General features: G+C 57.6%; 20 protein-coding genes and 2 tRNA genes. 9 read left to right on the top strand and 13 right to left on the bottom strand.

The features are described from left to right. Positions 1–24: 24 nt before the first annotated feature. The 5 genes from Q1B13_RS00515 to Q1B13_RS00495 all read left to right on the top strand — a co-directional run bounded on the left by Q1B13_RS00515 (position 25) and on the right by Q1B13_RS00495 (position 7,201). The gene (locus Q1B13_RS00515; protein WP_299076902.1) at positions 25–3,237 is read left to right on the top strand and encodes a reductive dehalogenase; all 3,213 of its coding nucleotides are present in this window, start codon (positions 25–27) and stop codon (positions 3,235–3,237) included. A 128-nt stretch (positions 3,238–3,365) separates the two neighbouring features. Further along, on the top strand, positions 3,366–4,232 hold the full coding sequence (locus Q1B13_RS00510; protein ID WP_299076899.1) for a xanthine dehydrogenase family protein subunit M: 867 nt from the start codon (positions 3,366–3,368) through the stop codon (positions 4,230–4,232). After that, a complete protein-coding gene (locus Q1B13_RS00505; RefSeq protein WP_299076896.1) occupies positions 4,229–4,708 on the top strand; it encodes a (2Fe-2S)-binding protein in 480 nt (159 codons plus the stop codon). Before Q1B13_RS00510 ends, Q1B13_RS00505 begins: the two co-directional genes overlap by 4 nt. Next, on the top strand, positions 4,708–6,963 hold the full coding sequence (locus Q1B13_RS00500; protein WP_299076893.1) for a xanthine dehydrogenase family protein molybdopterin-binding subunit: 2,256 nt from the start codon (positions 4,708–4,710) through the stop codon (positions 6,961–6,963). The genes Q1B13_RS00505 and Q1B13_RS00500 overlap by 1 nt, the downstream gene beginning before the upstream one ends. Beyond that, positions 6,956–7,201 (top strand): MoaD/ThiS family protein, encoded by a 246-nt coding sequence (locus Q1B13_RS00495; RefSeq protein WP_120631929.1) that lies wholly within the window; start codon positions 6,956–6,958, stop codon positions 7,199–7,201. The genes Q1B13_RS00500 and Q1B13_RS00495 overlap by 8 nt, the downstream gene beginning before the upstream one ends. Here Q1B13_RS00495 and Q1B13_RS00490 read toward each other — a convergent pair. After that, positions 7,198–7,941 carry a DUF374 domain-containing protein gene (locus Q1B13_RS00490; RefSeq protein WP_299076890.1) on the bottom strand — a complete coding sequence of 248 codons (744 nt, stop codon included), beginning with the start codon at positions 7,939–7,941 and terminating at the stop codon, positions 7,198–7,200. The two genes, Q1B13_RS00495 and Q1B13_RS00490, sit on opposite strands and share 4 nt — an antisense overlap. 102 nt (positions 7,942–8,043) lie before the next feature. Here Q1B13_RS00490 and Q1B13_RS00485 point away from each other — a divergent pair. The 3 genes from Q1B13_RS00485 (at position 8,044) to Q1B13_RS00475 (ending at position 10,059) form a co-directional block, all read left to right on the top strand. After that, positions 8,044–8,119: transfer RNA gene (locus tag Q1B13_RS00485), tRNA-Trp, on the top strand. A 134-nt stretch (positions 8,120–8,253) separates the two neighbouring features. Further along, positions 8,254–9,393, top strand: coding sequence for an LPS export ABC transporter permease LptF (gene lptF, locus Q1B13_RS00480; protein ID WP_298933519.1), 1,140 nt, complete (start codon positions 8,254–8,256; stop codon positions 9,391–9,393). A gap of 75 nt (positions 9,394–9,468) precedes the next feature. After that, the gene (locus Q1B13_RS00475) at positions 9,469–10,059 is read left to right on the top strand and encodes an HD domain-containing protein (protein ID WP_298933517.1); all 591 of its coding nucleotides are present in this window, start codon (positions 9,469–9,471) and stop codon (positions 10,057–10,059) included. On the opposite strand, the gene speB is transcribed toward Q1B13_RS00475, so the two are convergent. The 10 genes from speB to Q1B13_RS00425 all read right to left on the bottom strand — a co-directional run bounded on the left by speB (position 10,056) and on the right by Q1B13_RS00425 (position 21,150). Then, positions 10,056–10,898 carry an agmatinase gene (speB, locus tag Q1B13_RS00470; RefSeq protein ID WP_299076887.1) on the bottom strand — a complete coding sequence of 281 codons (843 nt, stop codon included), beginning with the start codon at positions 10,896–10,898 and terminating at the stop codon, positions 10,056–10,058. The genes Q1B13_RS00475 and speB overlap by 4 nt on opposite strands. Continuing rightward, positions 10,895–12,064: a carboxynorspermidine decarboxylase gene (nspC, locus tag Q1B13_RS00465; RefSeq protein WP_299076884.1), complete on the bottom strand. Its 1,170-nt coding sequence runs from the start codon at positions 12,062–12,064 to the stop codon at positions 10,895–10,897. Before nspC ends, speB begins: the two co-directional genes overlap by 4 nt. A gap of 104 nt (positions 12,065–12,168) precedes the next feature. Then, positions 12,169–13,392 (bottom strand): saccharopine dehydrogenase family protein, encoded by a 1,224-nt coding sequence (locus Q1B13_RS00460; RefSeq protein WP_299076881.1) that lies wholly within the window; start codon positions 13,390–13,392, stop codon positions 12,169–12,171. A gap of 23 nt (positions 13,393–13,415) precedes the next feature. Then, the gene (gene speA, locus Q1B13_RS00455) at positions 13,416–15,305 is read right to left on the bottom strand and encodes a biosynthetic arginine decarboxylase (RefSeq protein ID WP_299076878.1); all 1,890 of its coding nucleotides are present in this window, start codon (positions 15,303–15,305) and stop codon (positions 13,416–13,418) included. A 100-nt stretch (positions 15,306–15,405) separates the two neighbouring features. Then, the gene (locus Q1B13_RS00450; RefSeq protein WP_299076875.1) at positions 15,406–16,494 is read right to left on the bottom strand and encodes a DUF1513 domain-containing protein; all 1,089 of its coding nucleotides are present in this window, start codon (positions 16,492–16,494) and stop codon (positions 15,406–15,408) included. 3 nt (positions 16,495–16,497) lie between these two features. After that, complete coding sequence (locus tag Q1B13_RS00445) at positions 16,498–17,508, bottom strand: imelysin family protein (protein ID WP_299076872.1); 1,011 nt, start codon at positions 17,506–17,508, stop codon at positions 16,498–16,500. A gap of 2 nt (positions 17,509–17,510) precedes the next feature. Next, the gene (locus tag Q1B13_RS00440) at positions 17,511–19,001 is read right to left on the bottom strand and encodes a di-heme oxidoredictase family protein (RefSeq protein ID WP_299077896.1); all 1,491 of its coding nucleotides are present in this window, start codon (positions 18,999–19,001) and stop codon (positions 17,511–17,513) included. A gap of 16 nt (positions 19,002–19,017) precedes the next feature. Beyond that, positions 19,018–19,503, bottom strand: coding sequence for a bacterioferritin (gene bfr / locus Q1B13_RS00435; protein WP_299076869.1), 486 nt, complete (start codon positions 19,501–19,503; stop codon positions 19,018–19,020). After that, a complete protein-coding gene (locus Q1B13_RS00430; RefSeq protein ID WP_299077892.1) occupies positions 19,451–19,744 on the bottom strand; it encodes a bacterioferritin-associated ferredoxin in 294 nt (97 codons plus the stop codon). Before Q1B13_RS00430 ends, bfr begins: the two co-directional genes overlap by 53 nt. 134 nt (positions 19,745–19,878) lie before the next feature. Beyond that, positions 19,879–21,150, bottom strand: a complete 1,272-nt coding sequence (locus tag Q1B13_RS00425) for an imelysin family protein (protein ID WP_299076866.1) — start codon at positions 21,148–21,150, stop codon at positions 19,879–19,881. Positions 21,151–21,398: 248 nt separating this feature from the next. Here Q1B13_RS00425 and Q1B13_RS00420 point away from each other — a divergent pair, with 248 nt between their 5' ends. Beyond that, a complete protein-coding gene (locus Q1B13_RS00420; RefSeq protein WP_299076863.1) occupies positions 21,399–21,959 on the top strand; it encodes a DUF2796 domain-containing protein in 561 nt (186 codons plus the stop codon). Positions 21,960–22,062: 103 nt separating this feature from the next. On the opposite strand, the gene Q1B13_RS00415 is transcribed toward Q1B13_RS00420, so the two are convergent. Next, positions 22,063–22,139 (bottom strand) — tRNA-Met (locus tag Q1B13_RS00415). 72 nt (positions 22,140–22,211) lie between these two features. Continuing rightward, entirely contained in the window at positions 22,212–23,198 is a 987-nt protein-coding gene (locus tag Q1B13_RS00410; protein WP_299076860.1) for an alpha/beta fold hydrolase, read from the bottom strand.

The following is a 23,198-nucleotide window of genomic DNA, read 5'->3' as shown; positions in this document are numbered from 1 at the left end:
ATCCTAAAGAACAGGAGGCGCACGATGGGGATCCGCTTTTTCTCGGACAAAGACCGACCTGTGCATATGGGGTCCTACCCGCTGGAGCGGTTGGCGCGGCAAGATCAATTGCCCGACCTGTCCGGTACTCAACCGATGCCGGTGCTCAGTTTTCATCGGCCCAATCAACCTGACAATATCGTCAACGCGATGGGTGAGTTTCAGGCCATGATGGACGCGATTCGGAATGGGTTGATTAATCCGTCTATGGCAGACATCCCGGTTGACCCGCGGGCGCGTGCCAATCATCTGAAAGCATTTGGGTATTTCAATGATGCTTCGATGATGGGGTGCGCCCCATTGCCACCCGCAGCTTTGCTGGATGAGCCTCGCCACAACCCGGATATCAACCGGCTGGCCCATGCCTTGCGCACGCGGCAAACCAAGACACTGGCGTCAGGCATCGACGTCATAATGGCCGACCTGAAGGACAGCATGGAGGCGACGCCGGGGCCGATCGATAGCCACCGTCATGCCATCGTGTTTTTGTACGAGCACAACCGCGACCCGGAACCGGACGAACCAGGCGCGGATTGGATCATGGACGCGCAGGATCATCGCAGCTGTTTGTTGGCCACTGAAAATGCGGTTGTGATCGCCAATTACATCCGCTTGCTGGGTTTTGATGCGCGGGCACATACCGCCATGTCTTCTGAGGTCGATCTGGGAAAGCTTGCGGTGGCGGCCGGGTTGGCCTCGGTCGAAGATGATGAGGTCGTTGTGCCTTGGTTGGGGAAACGGTTCGGTCTGGCCGCAGTCACCACCGAGATGGAGATCGCGCATGACCGGCCCCTGCAACCGATGTCGCAGCAGCCGTGGTTTCGCACGCAAGGACCGGCCTGGTGGCTGGGCGCCGGGTTTGCCAAGAACGCATTGAACCGAGACGCATATGCCAAGCGGCGCTATGCCGATGGCGCGCATCCCTTCGAAAAGCTTAAGCGTGTGGACGATCCCACCACCTATATCGATGAACAGAATGTTGCCCGTGTCCCCAAGCGGGCCGACATGTTCGCCCGCGCGCAGTTCGGCGATATGGGCAAACCTCTGCAGGATGCGGCCAAAGGCGGGCACTATGTCCGGAAATCCGCGCCCAGTTTTGCGCAACGCCGCGCTTTGGGGGCGTTTGTCTTGTTGCAGGATGGCGACAGCGCCGAGGGTCCAAAACCCACCGACGCTGAACGCAACGCTGCGAATATCAAAGCCGCAAGCTATTTTCTGGGTGTCGATGCCGTCGGTCTCAGCCGCTGCCCGGAATGGACCTGGTATTCCCATGACGCCACTGGGGAAGAAATCGTTCCGCCCCATGATCAGGCCGTCAGCATGATCATCGATCAGGGCTATGAGACGATGGAAGGCGCCAGCGGGGATGACTGGATCAGCGTCGCCCAATCCATGCGCGCGTATCTGAGGTTTTCTCTGTTGGGCGGCGTGATCGCACAGCAGATCCGGAACCTCGGCTACAAAGCCAAGGCGCATACGGTGATGGATGGCGAGGTCTTGCAGCCTCCGTTGTTGCTGTTGTCCGGGTTGGGTGAGGTCAGCCGGATCGGTGAGGTTATTCTCAACCCTTATCTGGGGCCGCGCCTGAAATCAGGTGTAGTGACGACCGACATGCCGATTGGGCATGACAAACCCATCGATTTTGGTCTGCAGACCTTCTGCGAAAGCTGCAATAAATGCGCGCGGGAATGCCCTTCTGGGGCGATCACGGCCGGTCCGAAGCTGATGTTCAACGGCTATGAAATCTGGAAGTCCGACAGCCAGAAATGCGCCACCTATCGGATCACCACGCCCGGAGGATCAATGTGCGGGCGGTGCATGAAAACCTGCCCGTGGAATCTGGAAGGTATCTTCAAGGAACGCCCGTTCCGGTGGGCCGCGATGAATATCCCCCAAGCCGCGCCGGCCTTGGCTAAACTGGACGATGCCGTGGGAAATGGTGGCTTGAACGACACCAAGAAGTGGTGGTGGGATATCGAGTTGCAGTCGGACGGGGCCTATCGTCCCTCGGTTCACCCTTTGAATCGGCGCGATCTGCAAAGAGACCTGGACCTGAAATACGAGGACCAGACGCTTGCTGTGTATCCGGCCTATCTGGCCCCGCACCCGTGGCCCTATCCATTCGCGATGGACCGCGAGGCCGGGATTGCCGCCTATGAGGCGATGGTTTCTGCCGATGACTACAAGGCCCGCAAGGCCGCAGGTGATATGTCTGTTGTACACCGCTATCAGATTTCCGGGGATGCCCCGGTGATGCGGGTCAAGCTGTCAAAAGTTGACAAGATGACGGCAGATGTTTCGAAGTACGAGTTCTCAACCATGGACGGTACACCGCTGCCTGAATGGAGTGCCGGGGCGCATCTGGATGTGCTCGTGGCGCCCGAATTTCTGCGCCAGTACTCCATGTCCGGGGATCCGTCGGAGCGGATGTCCTACCAGATCGGTGTGCTGCGCGAGGATGAAGGACGTGGTGGATCGGCCCTGCTGCACCGGATTTTTAGCGAAGGCCGCAAGGTCTTCATCTCAAAACCCATCAATCATTTTGAGCTTGAGGAAGCGGCGAGCAAGACCTTTCTGATGGGCGGCGGGATCGGCATCACACCGATGATTGCTTTTGCCCACCGCTTGCACGCGCTGGGCAAGGATTTTGAGCTGCACTATTCTGCGAGCACCCGTTCTGTGGCTGCGTATCTGCAAGATCTGGCGATGACCCCGTGGGCAGATCGTGTACACTATCACTTCTCTGATGAAGGAACCCGCGCCGATCTGCGGGCGATTTTGGCGGGCTACCAGGACGGGTGGCACGTCTATACCTGCGGTCCAGATCGCTATATGGACGGCGTGATTCAGGCAGCCGAGGCACAGGGATTTCCGGAAGAGGCGCGGCATCTGGAGTATTTCTCGGTTCCCGAACAACCGGAATACGAAAATCACCCGTTTACCCTGAAGCTGACCAACTCGGGCCGGGAAATGTCGGTGCCCGCTGACAAAGATGCGGCCCAGGTGCTGAACGAGGCCGGCATTCACATAGATGTAAAATGCTCGGACGGGATTTGCGGTGTCTGTAAATGTGGCGTGATTTCGGGCGCGGTTGATCACCGCGATTTCGTTCTGTCCAAAAAGCAACGCGAAGGCGCGATGATCTTGTGCCAGAGTCGCGCTGCAGAACCGGATGGGATTGTGGAAATCGATCTTTAGCCGTAGTCAGGAAACGACATTCATCGATGAAAAAATAGGTCGCCCCAGCCATGGACGCGGCCAGGTTGCTGCACTAACGTCCCCTGCGAACCCCAGTGAATCCTGATCAACAGGTGCGAGGTATTTTCATGGATTATCACAGCCCTGCCAGCTTTGCCGAAGCCTCGGCTCTGGCCGCAAATGCGACGGGCATCACACGGTTTCTGGCTGGCGGCACCGATGTTTTGGTGCAACTGCGCTCGGAATTGGTGACGCCTGATACGCTGATCGACATTAAGAAAATCAACGGTGTGCACGACATTACCCGCAATGCTGATGGCAGCTGGACGTTGGGCGTCGCTGCCACCGGCGCCGAGATGAGCGAGCATGCCGAACTTGGCAAAGACTGGCCAGGCGTGGTCGAGGCGATGGATCTGATCGGCTCGACTCAGGTGCAGGGGCGGGCGACGCTGACGGGCAATCTGTGCAACGGGTCTCCGGCGGCCGATTCCGTACCGGCGATGGTCGCGGCGGGTGTCACTGTTACGGTGACCGGACCCGATGGAGATCGCGTCGTTCCGGTCGCTGATATTCCGACCGGGCCTGGCAAGACCTCGCTTACCAAGGGAGAGGTGGTTTCTGCTGTGCATATTCCTGCTCGTGGCGACAATGGCGGTGACGCGTATCTGCGGTTCATTCCGCGCACGGAAATGGACATTGCCGTTGTCGGTGTGGGTGTGAACCTGCGTCTGGACGGCGATACCATCACCGAGGCGCGCGTATCATTGGGCGCCGTCGCACCGACTATTTTGCTGGTTGAGGATTGCGCCAAGGCTATCATCGGCACGACACTGGATGAAGATACATTGGACGCGCTGGCCACGGCCGCGTCTACCGCCTGTAACCCGATCAATGACAAGCGCGGCACAATCGCATTCCGTACCGAAGTTGCCGGCGTTCTGGCCAAGCGCGCTGCAAAAATCGCTTATGCCCGCGCAAAGGGAGAACATGTATGAGCAAGTTTCACGTATCCACCACCGTGAACGGAGACACGGTAGAATACCTCTGCGATGCCCGCGAAACACTGTTGGATTGTCTGCGCGACAAATTGAACCTGACCGGCGCCAAAGAAGGCTGTGGCACCGGCGATTGCGGAGCGTGTTCGGTCACCGTTGACGGTCGTCTGGTGTGTTCCTGCCTGATGCTGGGCGTTGAAGCAGACGGCAAACAGATTGAAACCGTTGAAGGCATAGCCGAAGGTGACATTCTGCATCCGCTACAGAAGAAGTTCATCGAATATGCTGCCCTGCAATGCGGCATCTGCACTCCGGGCATTCTGGTTGCTGCCAAGTCGCTGCTGGAAAAGAACCCCAATCCCACCGAGGAAGAGACGCGGTATTGGCTCGCAGGCAACCTTTGCCGCTGTACCGGATATGACAAGATCATTCGCGCCGTAATGGATACGGCTGCTGACCTGCGGGAGGCTTCGTAATGGCACTCGACGATCGCAAATCAGAATTCAGCTTTGTGGGCACGCGACCGGATCGTCCGGACGGGTTGGATAAGGTTACGGGCCGCGCCAAGTTTGGTGCCGACATTTCCGCACCGGGCATGCTGCATGGCGCGATCTTGCGCTCGCCCCACGCCCACGCGCGGATCATCAAAATCGATACGTCCAAAGCTGACGCGCATAAGGATGTCAAAGCCGTTGTAACGCGTGCGGATTTTGCCGATGTGCCATTCAAGCCAGGTCTGGAAGGCGAATTCTGGAACGTCCTTGAAAATGTCATGGCAGGCGATAAGGCGCTGTATGACGGCCATGCGGTGGCGGCTGTGGCGGCTACCTCGGCACTTGCGGCGCGCGATGCGCTGAAGTTGATCGAGGTTGAATACGAAGTGCTGCCGCATGTCACTGATGTCGACCAAGCGATGGCACCAGACGCGCCGGTGATCCGCGAAGGTGCTGCGGATTATTCCGTGCCGGAAGGTATGCACCCGAACATCGTACGCTATCACGAAAGTGGCCACGGAGACATCGAAGCTGGCTTTGCCGAGGCTGATCTGGTCATCGAAGACAGCTTTGTGACCGAAGCGACCCATCAGGGCTATATCGAACCGCATGCCTGCCTGGGCATGCTGGGCAGTGACGGCAAGGGTGAGCTTTGGTGCACCACGCAAGGCCATTGGATCGCGCAAAAAACCTGTGCGGCATTGCTGGGGATCGAAACCTCGCAATTGCGCGTGACAGCGTCCGAAATTGGCGGCGGTTTTGGTGGCAAGACCACCGTCTTTATTGAACCGGTCGCACTGGCGCTGAGTCGCAAGGCCAACCGCCCGGTCAAAGTGGTGATGACCCGGTCCGAGGTGTTCCGTGCAACTGGCCCGACCTCATCGGCGTCGATGGACATCAAGATCGGTATGAAGAAAGACGGCATCATTACCGGTGCGCAGGGCATCTTCCGTCTGCAAGGCGGGGCGTTCCCCGGTGCGCCGGGGGACATGACCGCAATGTGCGGTTTTGCGCCCTACAACCTGACCAATGTGCATCAAGTTGGGTATGACGTGATGGCCAACCGTCCGAAACAGGCCGCCTATCGCGCGCCGGGCGCGCCGATGGGGGCCTTCGCCGTCGAATCCGTCATTGACGAGTTGTGCAATCAACTGAGCCTTGATCCAATTGATGTACGCCTGAAAAACGCAGCTTATGAAGGCACCAAAGCCAGCTATGGCCCACGCTACGAACGCATCGGTCTGGTCGAAACGCTGGAGGCTGCCAAGGCGCACCCGCATTACGCGGCCCCGCTGAAACCGGGGCAGGGGCGTGGGGTCTCCTGCGGTTTCTGGTTCAACCATGGCGGAGAGACGTCGGTGTCGCTTGCCTTGTCCGAAGACGGCTCAGCCCAGTTGATGGTGGGTACGCCCGACATCGGCGGCTCGCGCGCGTCGATGGCGCTGATGGCGGCCGAGGTTCTGGGCATCCCCTATGAAAACATACGGGTGACCATCGCGGACACTGCCACACTTGGTTACAACGACGTGTCACACGGATCTCGCGTCACCTATGCCAGCGGTCTTGCGACGATCAAAGCGGCGCATCACGCGGTCGACAAGCTGTGCGAACGGGCGGCGGCCAAATGGGGCATCCCGGTTGATGCGGTGAAATGGGAAAATGGTTGCGCAGTGCCTTCCGGTCCAAACGCGGGCGATTTTGACCCGATGCCTTTGGCGGACATCACAGCGGATATGGGGTCAACCGGTGGCCCTATATCTGGCCATTTCGAAGCGACGCCCGAAGGCGCAGGCGTTTCCTTTGGCACCCATATTGTAGATGCAGAGGTGGATCCGGAAACCGGCAAAACCGCGATCACGCGGTATACTGTCATTCAGGACGCCGGCAAAGCGATCCATCCAACTTACGTGGAAGGCCAGTATCAAGGGGGTGCCGCGCAGGGTATCGGCTGGGCCCTGAACGAGGAATACATTTACGGCGACGATGGCCGTCTGCAGAACTCGATCTTCCTTGACTACCGCATCCCTGTGGCCAGTGACCTGCCAATGATCGACACGGTGATTGTCGAAGTGCCCAACCCCGGCCACCCGTTTGGTGTGCGCGGCGTTGGCGAAACCGGCATCGTGCCACCTCTGGCCGCCATCGCAAATGCGGTGTCCAACGCGGCAGGTGTTAGAATGCGCCAACTGCCAATGTCACCGCCCCGTATTCTGGCGGCGCTTAAGGACAATGGTTGAGGTTCACCTTTGGTCCGGCCTCCGGTCTCTGACCGGGGGTCTGGAAGTGGTTGAGGTCAAGGCAGCGACCACAGGCGAATTGTTGCGCGAACTTGTTCGGGTCCATCCGCAATTGCAGGGCCCGATTGATGCCGGAGTGTCTGTTGCAATCGACGGCCGTGTCATTGCCAGCGGTCTGACAGAACCCATTCCCGAAGGCAGCGAAGTTTACCTGATGCAGCGCCTCAGGGGCGGTTAGGGCTGGGGTGACCAGGGCTCTCGCCCGACCATCCGGTCAGCTTCGGCGGTGATGTCATTCATGTGTTGTTCCAGATCAAGTCTCAGGGCTTCAATCTGTTCTTCACTGGCTTTGCGCGGCACAGTTTCCGTCCATTCCCGGCACAGAAACACACCATCATTACGCCACACGCGAGGCATCAAAAGACGGTCCCATGTCCCGGCTTCTCGTCCATGTCGGGCAGAATAGGTAATGCCGAACACACGTTTTCCGGATGCGCGAGCCCAGATCAGCGGCACAGTTGACAGAACACGCTCTGGTCCGCGTGGGCCGTCAGCGGCAATTCCAATGGAAATCCCCTGTTTCATCTTGCCCAGAACTTCGCGCGACAGCGCGACGTGACGCTTGTGGCTGGACATGGCAATTGTGTCCATCCCGAACAATTGTTGCACCCGCCCCACCATGCTTCCTGCCCGTGCCGACGATGTGATCGAACAGATGCGCCCCTTGTCTAGCGGAAAAAAGTAAGGCGATTGCGCCAGCCGTTGATGCCACAGCACCACGATGACGGGTTCCCCTTGTTCGGCTAGTTGATCCAGTTCTTCGTACCCGATGCGCTGCCAACGCGTGTTGCGATGCACCAACCGAATATAGCTGGCAATCCGCCGTGCGACCCAGTTCAGAACGGCTTCGCTGTCTGCAATCTCTTTGCGGATATTCACGCGGGGTTCCTTTTCCTGACCGGATCTTGTCTTACCCAACTGCACGTCATGCGCAACTTGTTTGTCCGATCGCGAAGTGTATCCGAATCTGAAAAAGCCTCTTGAGTCCGCCGCGCGGCTGTCATATCTGGGGCGCACGATAGGGGTATAGCTCAGTTGGTAGAGCGACGGTCTCCAAAACCGTAGGTCGCGGGTTCGAACCCTGCTGCCCCTGCCATTCTCAATAGTTTTTTGGCATCTATGCGGCAACGTCGCCGTTGATCGTGTAAATCCAGAGCGTCAATCTCGGTTTCCTCTGTCCGGCGAATGGCTTATGGTCGCCGCAATTTAGATGCACCTGAGTGAGGATACATGTCGCGTTTCGATGGCTACTTCCTGCGACAACTACTGGTCCTGTTCGGCTTTTTCACTTTGGTTCTGGTCGGAGTATTCTGGATTACTAGATCAGTCAGCCTGTTTGACAGGGTGATCAGCGGTGGGCAGTCGGCGATGGTGTTTCTCGAATTCACGGCCCTGACCCTGCCCACGCTAATCAGGACAGTCATGCCTATGGCCGTGTTTGCAGCCGCTGTCTACGCCACCAACCGTCTGAGTCGGGAAAGCGAGTTGACGGTGATGTTGGCCACCGGATCCAGCCCGTGGCGTCTGGCACGGGCAGTTTTTCTATTTGGCTTGACGACTGGCTTGATGATGGCGGTTATCAGCGTCTTTCTGCGCCCAGCCTCGGTCGAGCAGCTGGAAGTGCGGCAAGCCGAAGTGGCAGGGGATGTAACCGCACAGTTGTTGAACGAAGGTGAGTTTTTGCACCCTGCCGAGGGTGTAACGGTTTATATCGGTCGGATCGATCTTGATGGAACCCTGCACGAGGTGTTCGTGTCGGATCGGCGCGATGCCGAAGATGCCGTTAGTTATTCCAGCGCAACGGCCTATCTGGTCAATAGCGACATGGGCATTCATCTGGTGATGGTCGACGGCATCGCCCTGCGTCTTGATAAGCAGGGAAGAACTCTTTCCTCCACCCTGTTTGAGGACGCGTCATATGACATATCAGAACTGACCAGCACCGGAGCAATGGCCCGGCGCAGCCTCGAAGCCATCCCAACCATCGAGTTGATACAGGATCGCGAAACCATCGCCGCAATTGAGGAATTCTCTCTCGGACAATTGGTCGAAGAATTGCATCAGCGGTTTTCATGGATCGCCATTTGCATTGCCGTGTCGTTGGCCGGGTACTCGACCCTGATGCTGGGCAGCTTTTCGCGGTTCGGACTATGGCCTCAGATCCTTGGCGCTTTTACCATTCTGGTCTTGCTGGAAGGGGTTCGAGGATTTGTATCACCGGTGGTGATCGATGACCCAAGGCTTTGGGGGTTGCTATACCTGCCTGCCGTTATGGGTGTTTTCATATCCTGTGTGTTTTTGATTTTCGCAGGCCGACCGCTGTTTCGAAAACGCGATCCGGTCGGAAGGGCCGAACCCTCGCCTGCCTGACCCAACAGGCTGGGTTTGACAGGTAGCGTGGAACTTCGTTTTCTGCGCGTCAGGTGATAACCGAAAGGACAAGCCATGCTGGACAAAAGCCACAAGCCTACTTGGACCAGTTTTGAAGAGGCCACCAAGGCTGATTGGGATGCGGTCATGGAGTATGAAGAGGCTTATAATGCCGCTTTGCCAGACCGAATTCTCGATGCAATCCGATCCTTAGATGAGGATTCGACGCCCTATCCGGTCAATCGCTACCAACACAGTCTGCAAGCGGCGACTCGGGCTTATGAGGATGGCGCGGAAGAAGAACTCGTAGTCGCGGCATTGATCCATGATACCGGCGATATCTTGTCGCCCTACAATCACGGTGAGCTGTCAGCAGCGATGATGAAGCCCTATGTCAGCGAGAAAACTCATTGGATCCTCAAGCATCACTGCGTGTTTCAGGGCTACTACTACAACCACCATCTGGGTGGTGACCGCAATGCCCGCGACAAGTATCGCGACAGCCCGTATTGGGAAGACTGTCGCTACTTCTGCCATGAGTATGATCAGAAAGCGTTTGACCCAAATTATTCGACGAAGCCGCTAGAATTCTTTGAACCCATGCTGCGCCGCGTGTTGAACAAGGGCGAAGGGCATATGGAACTGAACGAAACGGCTGAGGATTAACAGGCTGCCATCAGGCGATAGACGATCTGCGCGGCGGTGAAGTCCCAAGCCGTATTGTCGTCAGGGGCCAATTCGACCACATCGAACCCGACGCATCTGCGGCCTTTCAATGCGTGTTCGACCAGTCGTAGCGCCTGATAGTATCCCAACCCACCGGGCACAGGCGTGCCGGTGGCAGGCATTTGCGACGGGTCCAACCCGTCTACGTCAAAGCTGACGTAGATCAGTTCCGGAAAGTCATCGGGCAGGTCGACAGCATGGATGTTGCCAGTCACCAGTTCCTCGGCGTCGACATGGAAGACATGGTTTTTCAAACGACTTTGGGCCTCTTCGGTTGAAAAGGCCCGGACGCCGAACTGCGCCAGTCGGATACCTTCTTCGGCCAACAGATGCATGACTGAGGCGTGGGAGTGTTTCTCGCCCTGATAGGCGTTGCGCAGGTCGGCATGGGCGTCTATCTGGACGATGCCGATTGGCTGGTTCAGGGCGCGCGCCACGCCCATCACCGCGCCATAGCTGAGCGAATGCTCTCCGCCCAGCGTAACCGGCACTTTACCAGCGCGGATGGCGGCCTCGGCGCGCTGGGCGATGCGTTCCATGATCTCAGACAAAGAGGCATCGCAATCGACGGGCGCTTCGGTAAAGATGCCCTCGACGCAGGGTTCGGCGTGGCCGGTGATGCGTTCCAGTTCATTGCTGGCGTCGATGATGGCGTCGGGGCCTTTGGCGGTGCCAGACCCGTAGGAGACCGTGCGCTCAAGCGGCACAGGTATAACGCGGAAACGCGCGCCTTCGGTGCGCTCGGACACGGTCAGTTCGCTGTCGAGGAAAATGCTCATGAGAGTCTCTCTTTGAAGTCGTCGTAGTTGAACTGCTTGATGATTTTCAGTGCGTCTGTTTCGCTGTTCCACAGGGCGATGGTGGGCAGGGGCACGCCGTTGAACGTGTTGGTCTTGACCATCGAATAATGTGCCTGATCGAGGAAGGCAAAGCGTTGACCGATCTGCAGCGGTTTGTTCCACGTATAGTCACCGATCACATCGCCCGCCAGGCACGAGGGCCCGCCCAAGCGGTAGGTATGGCCTGCCTCGGCCTCATCCATCAGAGCCGGGCGATAAGGGGCTTCGATCACATCGGGCATATGGCAGGTAGCCGAGATATCGGTGATCGCGAGGTTCATGCCATTGGTCGGCAGGTCGAGGATTTCTCCGATCAGAATGCCCGCATCCAGCGCCACCGCCTCGCCAGGTTCGAGATAGACGTCGACGCGATGATTTTCTCGGATGTCCTTTATGAACGCGATCAGCCCCTCGCGATCATAGTCGTCGCGGGTGATATGGTGGCCGCCGCCGAAATTCAGCCATTTGAGTTGACCCAAGAACGGTTTGAGTTTTGGCTCGACCGCTTCCCATGTGCGCCGCAAAGGTTCAAAACCCTGTTCGCAGAGCGTATGCATGTGCAATCCGTCGACCCCATTCAGGGTCTCAGCGGTCAGTTGACTGACCGGCGTACCGAGACGCGAGCAGGGCGCACAGGGGTCGTATTTGGGTATCTCGCCTTCGGAATGTTCGGGGTTGATACGCAGGCCGACCTGCACTCCGCCGGCATGTGCTTTGGTCAGGAACCGGTCCTTTTGAGTGGGAGAGTTGAAGATGATGTGGTCGGACAGCGATAGGATCTCGTCGATGTCTGCGTCTTTGTAGCCAGCGCAGAAGGTGGCGACTTCTCCACCATATTCTTCGCGGCCGAGACGGGCCTCAAAGATGCCGCTGGCGCAGGTGCCACCGAGGTATTGGCGCACCAGCGGGGCAAGCGAGAACATCGAAAACGCCTTCAGTGCGCTGAAGACATGGGCACCGGACCTTGTGCCGATGTCGGACAGGATTCGCAGGTTCCGTTCAACGGCTTTTTCGTCGACCACGAAACACGGGCTGGGCACACGGCTTAGGTCTAAGGCGCGAAACGCGCCCGGATCACCGGCTTGCGTGGTCATCATGTCGGACATAGTCGGCGTCTCCGTTGGAGGAGAGGCCGGGGGCTCTGCCCCCGGACCCCCGAGGTATTTTGGGCCAGATGAAGCAGGGCGGTTGGTGTAACCGCCCGGAAGGGTCAGAATTCGACCGGGCCATCCAGTTCGTGGATTTGCCAAGGTAGGCCATGGGTGTTGAGCATGTCCATGAAGTCATCCGGGTCGAGCTGTTCCATGTTCCACACGCCTGAATCACGCCAGTTGCCTTTGAGCACCTGCGCGGCGCCGATCATAGCGGGGACGCCGGTGGTGTAGCTGACGGCCTGGCTGCCGACCTCGGCATAGCACTCTTCGTGGTCGCAGATGTTGTAGATATAATAGGTTTTCTCGCCCGAGCCGTCCTTGGCCTGACCTGTGGCGATGTCGCCGATACAGGCTTTGCCCTTGGTTTCGGCACCCAGATCACCGGGATCGGGCAGCAGGGTTTTCAGGAACTGGATCGGGATGATTTCCTTGCCGTCATGCATCACCGGGTCGATGCGGGTCATGCCGACATTTTCCAGCACCTTGGCATGGGTGATGTAGGCGTCGCCAAAGGTCATCCAGAAGCGGGCACGCTCAATCTCGGGGAAGTGAGTTGTAAGCGACTCCAATTCCTCGTGATACATCAGGTACATGTTCTTGGGGCCGATGGCGGGGAAGTCGAATTCCACCTTGTGGGTCATCGCCAGGCTTTGCTGCCATTGGCCGTTTTCCCAATGGCGCACCTCGGCTAACACTTCACGCAGGTTGATCTCGGGGTTGAAGTTGGTAGCGAACTCCTGATCGTTGGAGCCGCCATTGGCATCCAGCACGTCGATCTGACGGATCGTGTCCAGCTTGTGTTTCTTGAGCCATTTGGCGAAGACGGATGTCACGCCCGGATCGAAGCCCGAGCCGAGGATGGCGGTCAGGCCCGCCGCTTTGAACCGTTCCTGATAGGCCCATTGCCAGTGATATTCGAACTTGGCCTCATCCTCGGGCTCGTAGTTGGCGGTGTCGAGGTAGTGGATACCAGCCTCAAGACATGCATCCATTAGTACAAGATCCTGGTAGGGCAGGGCGAGGTTCACCAGCAGCTCAGCTCCGGTTTCCTTGATCAGTTTGACCGTGTCTTCGACCTTGTAGGCGTCCAACTCGGCGGTATCGATATCAACACCGACGCGATCCTTCACGGCTGCGGCGATGGCGTCGCACTTTGATTTGGTCCGGCTAGCCAGAGTGATTTCGGTGAAAATATCCGAATTCATCGCCATCTTGTGCACGGCTGCGTGGGATACGCCGCCTGCGCCAACAACCAGTGTTTTGCCACTCAAAGTTCCCATGGGGGTGATCTCCTCTCAGGGGGTTATTCGTAATAGGTGTAGCCGTTGATCGAGTCGCGATAGGCGCTCATCAGGGTTTTGCGTTCGCTGGCTTTCAGAGTACCGGTCGAGATCGCCTCGTCCACCATTTTGCGAAACGCGGCAACACAGTCGTTTGGGTCGAATTCTACATAGGACAGAACCTGGCTGATCGTGTCGCCCTCTTGTTCGTGTAGCAGGTCAAAGCCGCCGTCTGTGCGCAGGTCAATGGTGACGACGTTGGTGTCGCCGAACAGGTTGTGCAGATCGCCCAGCGTTTCCTGATAGGCCCCGACAAAAAAAACACCCATGAGGTATTCCTGATCTTCGGGTAGTGAGTGCACGGGCAGACTGGGCGAGACACCGTCGGCCAGGATGAACCGATCAATCTTCCCGTCGCTGTCGCAAGTAATGTCCGACAGCACCGCGCGACGATCAGGCGTTTGGTTCAGGCCCTGCAATGGTACGATCGGGTGAAGTTGGTCGATCGCCCAGACATCAGGCAGCGACTGGAACAGCGAGAAGTTGCAGTGGTAGATGTCCGCCACCTTCTCAAGTTGATCGTCCACATCAGTTTCCAGATCGTCGCTGGCTGCGAGCGTCTTGAGGCGGGCCATCAGCGACAGGTAGATGCGTTCGGCGCGGGCCATCTGGCGCAGGTCGATATAGCCGCGGCGGAACAGCGCGCGCAGCTCATTGCGATAGAAATTCGCGTCGTTCCAGCATTCCTGCAAGCGGTCGCTTCTCAGATAGCCGTTGATCGCCGCAAGATCTGAGACCAGATGGTGATCGTCCGCTTCGACCTTTGGTCCGTTGGGTGCGTCATACAAAGTGCTTTCCAGCACGTTGAATACCAGCATCGACGATGTTGCCACCACTGCGCGGCCGCTTTCGGTGACCAGCGTAGGATGATCCACCTCGGCCTCGTCCATGGCATAGGCCACAGTTTCGACCACGTTGGCGCAGTATTCCTCGACCGTATAGTTGATCGAGTTCTCAGCAGCTTTCTTCTCGCCCGTATAGTCCACGCCCATGCCTCCGCCAAGGTCCAGATGGGTCAACGGTACGCCCTCACGCGTGAGTTCGGTGTAATAGCGGCAGGCCTCGCCCACTGCGCGGCGCACATCGTTCACGTCCTGAACCTGCGACCCCAGATGCGAGTGCTGCAGTTTCAGGCAATGCAGCAAACCGGCTGCTTTCAGCTTGTCCACCACGGCGACCAGCTGATCAGTGTTCATGCCAAAGGCAGATCGATCACCCGAGCTTTCTTCCCACTTCCCGCTGATCTGGTTGGTCAGTTTCACCCGCACGCCGATCAGGGGCTCGATGCCCAGCTCATTGTAGACCTCGATCACCGTGTCGGCCTCTTTCGGGCTTTCCAATACGATGACTGTGTTGAACCCGATCTTGCGGCTGAGGATGGCCAGTTGGATGAACTCGGCATCTTTGACGCCATTGCAGACAATCAGCGCCTCGCCAGCCAACCGATGGGCCAGGGCCACAACCAGTTCCGGCTTTGATCCGGCCTCAAGCCCGTAGTTGTATTTCTTGCCGAACTCGACGATCCGATCGATGACCTGTGCCTGCTGGTTCACTTTGATCGGGAAAACGCCGCGATAGCTACCTTGATACGCGGTGCGTTCAATTGCGTTGCGAAAGCTCTCGTTGATATGGACAATCTCGTGTTCCAGATAAGAACTGACGCGCAGGATCACCGGCGCTTTGATGCCGCGTTCGTCCAGATCTTTCAGAATGCCCGGTAGGCTGATCGCTGCGGCCTCGGGCGCCATCGGGTTGCGCAGGCCGATTTCGCCCTGCTCCGTCACCTCAATGAGGTCCTTACCCCATTTCTCAACCCCGTAGACGGAATGCGGTGCGGCGGGCGTCTGTTTCAATCAGATCAGTCCTTGCTGTTCGGGTGGCAGTTTCGCACCGCCCATACGGCAGCAGTTCGATTCTTCCAAGTGTAAACTATGCGACCGAGATTGCCGAATTTCACAAGTGCCGACGGATCGGGATCAGGTGGTTATCCCACTGGCAATCCGCGCGCGCCGAGATTGCAGGTTGCGCGCCAGTCAGTGTGCCAAAAACACCTGTCCCGGTGGTGAACACCACCCCCCCGTCCGCGCCGCTACCCAAACCGCAGACGTCTTCGAGCGCAAACCCGTCTTCAAACGTTCCGCTGGCCACGTCAAATCGATGCAGCGCATTGCCGCGCGGACAGGTGATAGCGATTGTCCGGCCATCTGTCGAAAACGCGACACTGCCCGCATACCCTTGCAGAGTGGCCTGATCAGCCTCGGGCGCGGTCAACAGGCCCACGTTTTCACCACTCCGGTGCACGCCCAAAAGCGGCGGATGGTCGGTCTGAGGGCCTTGCCACTGCATGGCAAACGCGATCAAACCGTCGCCTCGGACTGCCAGATGGCGGATCGAGTTTTTGCGCAAAGCGCTGGGCAGCTCCATCTGTGCAAGCGGGGTGCCTGACAGGTTAGCATAGGTCAGATTGGGCCGCATTGTCGGCAGGTTCAATTTGGTGCGGCCGGTGTCCGGGTAGGTTTCTATCCCACCATTTGCGATGACCAGTGTTTTTTCATCTGGCATCAGCCGCATGTCATGCGGGCCTATGCCGCCCGAGGAAAACTCACCCAGTCGAACAAAACTGTTGGCATCCCAGATGCTGACCCGACCTTCCGCGGCCTCATAATCATTCTCGGTTGCATAGAACCGTTCACCATCCGCTGAGAACGTTCCATGGCCATAGAAATGGCGTCCGAGGGGCGCTTGAAGCACGGCTAATTCTGATCCAGTTGCGCAATCGATGACCAACGCAAAGGTCCCCGGTCGCCGCGCAAAGGCGACGGCCTGCGCTTTGAACGGGTGGGCGGCGGCGGCATGGCCACGAGCGGGTAAGGGCAGTGAGAACCGGATTGCGCCTTGCGCGTCCAATCCGGCCAACCGGTAAGAACCATCAGGGAAAAGACCTGCCGCCAGAAAATCGGGCGCGCCGACCGATGCCCAACCCCGAATGGGCGACAGGGTTGCAGCGGCGAGTCCGGCCAGAAAATGGCGGCGGCTGGTCATGGATCAATCCCCGTCCAGTGAGTTGAATCCAGCACTGATGCCCAATGTCGGACCAAGCTCGGACGCTGTGATCATGCGAATATCGTTGATCGATTGCTGTAGGGCCTCAACCCTAAAACGACCCTGAGGTGTTGCAAGCCCGGCCAAAGCCGGATCGTCGATGGACTGGGCGTCGCCAATGGCGATCCCAAAGGACATGTCCAGATCTTCAGCGATTTCCGGGTGGTCAACGGACAGGCGCACGGCAAGGTCTCGCAATGCGATCAGCGACAGTTCAACATGCCGCAAGGATCGCTCGGATCTGCGCGCTTCGGCTCGTTTGGGGCGAGGACGGTCAAACGTTCCCAGCGGCCGGCCAAGCCGCGTGTCTGCTGTGAATTGCAGGCCGGTGGACAGCGATTTGAACAGCTCTTGCATTGCTTCGTCCTGTGTGCGGTAGCGGCTGTTCGCGCCGGGCTGTGTTAGCGTCGGAGCATAGCTTTGCCAATCATTGTCAATCGTATCGGCATTTGCATCAATATCCGCCGCAATCGCCTGGATCAGTGCACAGCGATACGCAGCAGTCCCCTGTTCCGCAAACGCGGGATCGTAGATCATGCGTTCCAAGGCGAAAAACCCACGGCCTGCAACGGATATGTGCGAAAAGGCTTCGGCATTGGCCACGGCCGGGTCTTCATCAGCAATAAGCTGCGACAACGCCTTGGGTGTGAAGCCCTTCGTGTCGGGCCAAAATGCCATAGCAAAAGCCCGATCTTCGGTTTCAGTGGGGCCGAACCGCAGGTGGCTGACAGAAATCCAGTTATCAAAAGCACGGCCATATGTGGCCCGCAGGTTTGCTGAGGCCGGGTCGCAGTCTGTTCGGGCAGTTGTCGTCAACACCTCTGTCGCTTCAGCCAGTGTCGAAAAGCGGGGTAATATGTGGGCTTCGGCCACATCCGTCAGGATTGGAGTGTGATCCTGTGCTGCGGCAGAAAAAGGCAACAAAAGAAGGGGGATCAGGGCTAGGGCGCGCATGGTCAAAGGCTCTCCAGAAAACGGATCAGGGCGTCACGATCAGCTTTGGGCATGGTCACAACAGTATCGCGGGCAGACTGTGCCTCGCCCCCATGCCAAAGAATCGCTTCGAGCAGGCTACGCGCCCGCCCGTCATGCAGGAACTGGGTATGCCCGGACACACGTTCGGTCATACCAATGCCCCACAGCGGCGTTGTGCGCCACTCCCGGCCCGTGGCGCGGGCTTCCGGGCGGTTATCAGCAAGACCGTCGCCCATGTCATGCAACAGCAGGTCGGTGTAGGGCCAGATCAGCTGAAAGCTGTGTTCAGCGCGGTCTTCCATGCGGTGGGTGACATGGGCGGGCGTATGGCAAGCGACGCAACCAGAGGTGTGGAACACTTCTTTGCCGCGCAACACCCGCGGATCATCCGCGTCTCGACGTCCGGGAACGCCCAGATTGCGACTGTAAAACGCCACCAGATCCATACCCTGTTGATCGATTTCAAACACGCGCACATCCTGATCCCCATGCGGGGCGGCGACACACTTGATCTGAGCCTCGGTACAATCCCCATCCGGGTCTGGATAGAGCGGGCTGGAAATGCCGATATCGCCGGCGAAGGCCGCCGCTGATTGCTCCATCACGGTGGGCATCCCGGCCTTGTGCCCAAATCGACCCATCATCGGTTCGCCAAACTCGACCGACCAAACGATATTGGGCCGACCTGAAATGCCATCCCCATCCAAATCATCCGGATCGGCTTTGGACAGCAAATCCTCGACCGGAATCGCCTCGAGCAGGCCCAGCCCGATCATCTGGGGTGCCACCCGAGGGCTGAGCATTGCCTGCGGGTGTAGCGGTCCATATCCCAGATCAGAGGCCTTGTAGGTGGGGCGACGCAGCGATGCAGTTTCACCTTCGGACAGTTCGACCGGAACTTCCTGATACGTGATGTCCAGCCGGTACTCGGCTGGATAGCCCGCCAGCGCGAAATCCTGCATTTGGCCGCCGTAATTCGGATCAGGCCGGGTGGCGATATAGTCCTCAATCTCGGCATAACCGCCATCGACATTTCCCGGAATGGATACCCGCAGAAACATCGAAATGGCGTTGTCATCCGGCCCGTTTGGCGTATGCCCGCGCCCGTCCTTTATGTGGCACCTCTGGCAGGAACGCGCATTATAGAGCGGTCCCAACCCATCCGACGCAAGCGTCGATGACGGCGACGAGACCCAGATTTTCTTGAACAATCCGTTGCCAACTTTGAAATCCAGCTCTTGCTCGAATCCCAAGTTGCCGGAAGACTGCGAAAACGCATCGGCGTTGCTGCGCGCGCGCACTGTCGCGGCCCCGGCTGACAGTTCCTCGAACTTCTGGGGCTGACGAAAGTCATCGGGCACGCTAGTGACCGCAGAAATGCGGGCGCGTTCGGCGTCAGTCCGGGGGATAACCTTGAGATGAGAATCCTGCAGCTCAGCTGACAGAGAAGGGGTGGCCAGCAAGGTGGCCACCGACACAGCGATAAGGTTACTCGCTTTCGTCCATTGTCGACGCGTTAAGTTGCGCATAGTTGGCTTCGCCGATCCTTTCATGCAGGTCGAGCTGCGTTTCGAGAAAGTCGATATGTCCCTCTTCATCGGACATCAACTCTTCGAACAGGGCCATCGACACATAGTCTCCGACGCTCTGACAGTGTTCGCGGGCTTCTTTATAAAGCGACCGTGCATCGATTTCGGCAGCAAGGTCGCATTCCAGTGTTTCTTTCGGAGTCTGACCGATCCGCAGAGGATCAAGCTTCTGCAGGTTGGGGTGTCCTTCAAGGAACAAGATGCGCTCGATCAGCTTGTCCGCGTGCTGCATCTCTTCGATGCTTTCTTCGCGGCTTTTCTTGGCCATACCGCTCAGGCCCCAGTCATCTTGCAATCTGTAATGCAGCCAATATTGGCTGACCGCCGTCAATTCATGCCGCAGTGATTTGTTTAGGTAGTCGATGACTTTTGGGTCGCCCTTCATCTGCACTCTCCTGTGTTACTCCGGTGCGTAGCGCACGAAGTTGCATGGGTACTTCAAGATTATCGTTTGACCGCATTGTGTCTAGGAAAAGGGGCATGCACCCGCCACAATCCGCCGATTTTCCAAGGGCATGGTAGATTTTTCCGGGCGTGATAATTGTCTGAGCATCTGACGTCCGCATCCAATCAATGGCGGAACGAATGTCATGGTCAGAGATATTTGTGCAGTGGCATACGATCATGGCGACTCGACCGATTTCAGGTATCTTACTCAAATAGTAAGTTAATGTTTTTGGATCTGCTTGCAATAGCAATAAGGCGTGACACAAGCGCCGGGAAACACGGTTTCAAGCATGTTTCCCGACAGTTTTATGAGTTACTGAAAGACAGCGTCAGGGTTGTCCAGGCTATCCGATCCCTCAAATTCGATCTGATCCAATTCCAGGGCGGTTACGATGCGCTCGATCGTCTTGGTCTGGTCGACCAGGCCATTGACGCCAGCCATGATCAGCGCTTCGCCACCGGCGTTGCCGCGTTCCAGCATCTGATCATAGGCGAAACCTGCCTCGGCGGTCGACTTGAGGCGACCCAGAGCCTGCATCGTGTTCGACAGCTTGACCTTCATTTCGGCGTCCAGCGCGGGGTCGGTTGCAATCACCAGGTCCGCCAGCGACGCGCCGGAGACAGGTGTACCGTCGATACGCGTATAGCTGCCCAGATAAACGTTCTGCACACCAAGACCGTCGTAGTAGTGGCTATTATGCGTGTTGTCCGAGAAGCAATCATGCTCTTCTTCCGGATCGTTCAGCATCAGGCCAAGACGCATCCGCTCACCGGCCTGTTCGCCATAAGACAGCGACCCCATGCCGGTCAAAATTGCACTGACACCAGCTGCTTCGTTCTTGGTCAGGGCCGCGCGGGCATTGCCACCCTCAGCCCACTGGGCCGCCATCCATTCCAGATCGCTGACCAGCAGGTCGGTCGCCGCGCTCAGGTATTGGGCACGACGGTCACAGTTGCCGCCGGTGCAATCGTCGCCTTGGGCATAATCGGTCGCTGGGCGGTTGCCCGCACCAGTGCCGTGGCCGTTCAGGTCCTGGCCCCACAGCAGGAATTCGATGGCGTGATATCCGGTTGCGACATTGGCTTCGATTCCGTCTGCTTCATGTAGGGTTTCGCCCAACAGTTCCGGAGTGATTTCGGTTGCATCAATGGTTTCACCAGACAGCTCGAAGCTGGGGTTGGCAACAACATTCAGGACGGCAAACTCGTTTTCATCGGTTGCACCGCCATAAGCCGCGTCAACGTAATCGATCAGGCCTTCATCCAGCGGCCACGCATTCACTTTACCTTCCCAGTCATCGACGATTGGGTTTCCAAAACGGTAGACTTCGGTCTGTTGGTAAGGAACGCGTGCCGCAATCCAAGCCGCGCGCGCTGCGTTCAGGGTCGCCTCCGAGGGATTGGCGATCAGAGCGTTGACAGCGGCCTGCAGAGATTTAGCAGCAATCAGGCTGTCATCATACTTGGCTTCGGCAATGTTGGCATAAGTATTCAACACGTCTGCCTTTGCGGGCGCATCACCGGCAACGGCAGCGGTTGCGACACAAAGAGTCAGAGCGCTGGCGGCAACTAATAACTTGTTCATGGGGTTCGTATCTTTCCTGTCAGACATCTCTGCGCGCGCTGGTGGCACACAGTTTTCACGGACATTTTAACTGAGTGATTTAGTCAGTAATGTCAACCTGAGTTTTATTGTCGGGATTGCCATAATCCCTGTAATAAGGGCCTACACTACCCATATCTGGCGAAGTCCGGACGTAAGGGGAGCATTGCGTACCCTTTGATTCGGGTTAGACTGATCGCCGTGATTCTGATTGTGGTGGTATTTGGTTAATGAAGCGCGCTGTTCTTGCACTGTCCCTTTGCCCGGCGGCTGTGGCGGCCCAGGCAACGCAACTGGATTTTCGGCACCAGCACGGTTCCGGATCGTTGGACATGGCTTTTGCGGGCGCCGAGTTCACTCTGTCACTTGCAGTCCCTAGCTTTGATATTATCGGATTCGAAAGACCCGCCGACAGTGATGATGACCGCGCATTGGTTGCCGTCGCCATTTCTGATTTATCTAAGCCATTAGAACTGTTTGTTATTTCCGAAGACGCCGGTTGTATTACGACATCGGCCAACGTGATATTGACAAACGAAGGCTTCGGAAAGAAGGATGAAGGTGAGGCGGGCGAGGCTGATACCACAGCGGATGAGTATCATGCTGAATTCCAAGCCGACTATGCAATTCAGTGCCAGGATATGAACGCGCTCGGCGCGATCGAATTTGCGTTTTTTAACCGTTTTGAGAATGTGCAAGAACTCAGGGTACGGGTTGAATTATCAGACAAGAGTCACGCGTTCGACGTCACGCCAGCAACACCAATTCTGGATATTTCGGCCATTCAGTGAATGGTTGGCAACAATTGACGCTTCTGAATTTCTGAAAACTCACGGCACTCGGCGCCGGAAAGACTGCTTTCGCATCTTCTTAGCTTGCTTGATGCGAGTGATTTGGTAGCGGAGGAGGGACTTGAACCCCCGACACGCGGATTATGATTCCGCTGCTCTAACCAACTGAGCTACTCCGCCACAAGTGAGAGGCGATTTAAGGGAGGCACCGGGGAGGGTCAAGGGGGAAAAGCCCGAACCAAGTGGATTCTTTCAGGCGTTTTCGGGGCCTGTTTCCAGAGCGGAGACCTCAGGCAATTCGGCGGCCCCTGCGATCTTGCGGATAAACGCGGCACAGGCATCCGGTTTGGTGATCAGGATCATATGACCCAGCCCCTCAATCTCTTCGTCGGTCAGTCCGAATTTGGTCATCGGTGCTCCGTGCTGAGACGGTGACAGGATTGCATCCTGTGACCCGTATAAGATGCCGCCCGGTATCCGAAGCTCAGGGTAGCGCGCGCTTTGTGCGCCGATGCTGTCATCCACCCCGACAACGTCTTGCGACGCCGTGATGAAGGCAGAAGGACGCAGGCCAAGCGCACCGCCGGCGCGATCCAAAAAATCTTCGGGCGGGACCTCGGGATCAAACACGGCGCCTAAGGTATGTGGTGCCATTTTGGCGGCCAAAGGCACGGCCAACGTGTGACCGATCAGATTGCGCAGCCATTCAGTGCGAATTTCCAGCGGTTTAAATACGGCGGGCGTTGCATCCAGCTTATGCGTCAAGGGCGCCAAAAGCGCCAAGGCTGAAACCCGTCTGGGATTGTCCAGCGCCAGGGCCAAAGACACCGCGCCGCCCAGCGAATGACCCACCAATACAGCGCTAGACACCGCCTTGGCTTCAAGGAACTCATCGACCATCCGAGCCTGTTCAGGCAGGCGCGCCAGATCAGCCGTGTCTCGGGTCGAATACCCGCATCCCGGGCGATCCAAGGCAATGACGTGATAATCCTCAGCCAGATCATCCATTAAAGCATACGTGAAGTGCTGCAATTGACCGGCCAACCCGTGGATCATGACAATTGTCTGGGCCTGTGGATCCCCCTTTTCGACATAGTGAATTGCACCACCGTTGATCGGAAGGATCTTGCCCATCTGAGGCACCGTTTCATGGCCTTCGCGCGTCAACCGACGGGTCCAGAGGTTCATGCCAATCAGGAAGGCAGCGAAAACCGTGATGAGGATCAGGATCGTCGTCAT

It is taken from the genome of uncultured Ruegeria sp. (assembly GCF_947489545.1).
Classification (GTDB): Bacteria; Pseudomonadota; Alphaproteobacteria; order Rhodobacterales; family Rhodobacteraceae; genus Ruegeria.
The sequence above is the reverse complement of the archived record's forward strand: the minus strand, read 5'-3'. Positions and strand labels throughout refer to the sequence as shown.

Excerpts from the sequence above, each read along its gene's own strand:
- Q1B13_RS00505 (WP_299076896.1), top strand. The coding sequence starts at position 4,229 with ATGAGCAAGTTTCACGTATCCACCACCGTGAACGGAGACACGGTAGAA.
- nspC (WP_299076884.1), bottom strand. The coding sequence starts at position 12,064 with ATGTCCGACATGATGACCACGCAAGCCGGTGATCCGGGCGCGTTTCGC.
- bfr (WP_299076869.1), bottom strand. The coding sequence starts at position 19,503 with ATGAAGGGCGACCCAAAAGTCATCGACTACCTAAACAAATCACTGCGG.
- Q1B13_RS00510 (WP_299076899.1), top strand. The coding sequence starts at position 3,366 with ATGGATTATCACAGCCCTGCCAGCTTTGCCGAAGCCTCGGCTCTGGCC.
- Q1B13_RS00450 (WP_299076875.1), bottom strand. The coding sequence starts at position 16,494 with ATGACCAGCCGCCGCCATTTTCTGGCCGGACTCGCCGCTGCAACCCTG.
- Q1B13_RS00425 (WP_299076866.1), bottom strand. The coding sequence starts at position 21,150 with ATGAACAAGTTATTAGTTGCCGCCAGCGCTCTGACTCTTTGTGTCGCA.
- lptF (WP_298933519.1), top strand. The coding sequence starts at position 8,254 with ATGTCGCGTTTCGATGGCTACTTCCTGCGACAACTACTGGTCCTGTTC.
- Q1B13_RS00430 (WP_299077892.1), bottom strand. The coding sequence starts at position 19,744 with ATGATCGTATGCCACTGCACAAATATCTCTGACCATGACATTCGTTCC.
- Q1B13_RS00420 (WP_299076863.1), top strand. The coding sequence starts at position 21,399 with ATGAAGCGCGCTGTTCTTGCACTGTCCCTTTGCCCGGCGGCTGTGGCG.
- Q1B13_RS00515 (WP_299076902.1), top strand. The coding sequence starts at position 25 with ATGGGGATCCGCTTTTTCTCGGACAAAGACCGACCTGTGCATATGGGG.
- Q1B13_RS00475 (WP_298933517.1), top strand. The coding sequence starts at position 9,469 with ATGCTGGACAAAAGCCACAAGCCTACTTGGACCAGTTTTGAAGAGGCC.
- Q1B13_RS00500 (WP_299076893.1), top strand. The coding sequence starts at position 4,708 with ATGGCACTCGACGATCGCAAATCAGAATTCAGCTTTGTGGGCACGCGA.
- Q1B13_RS00410 (WP_299076860.1), bottom strand. The coding sequence starts at position 23,198 with ATGACGACGATCCTGATCCTCATCACGGTTTTCGCTGCCTTCCTGATT.
- Q1B13_RS00460 (WP_299076881.1), bottom strand. The coding sequence starts at position 13,392 with ATGGGAACTTTGAGTGGCAAAACACTGGTTGTTGGCGCAGGCGGCGTA.
- Q1B13_RS00495 (WP_120631929.1), top strand. The coding sequence starts at position 6,956 with ATGGTTGAGGTTCACCTTTGGTCCGGCCTCCGGTCTCTGACCGGGGGT.
- speB (WP_299076887.1), bottom strand. The coding sequence starts at position 10,898 with ATGAGCATTTTCCTCGACAGCGAACTGACCGTGTCCGAGCGCACCGAA.
- Q1B13_RS00445 (WP_299076872.1), bottom strand. The coding sequence starts at position 17,508 with ATGCGCGCCCTAGCCCTGATCCCCCTTCTTTTGTTGCCTTTTTCTGCC.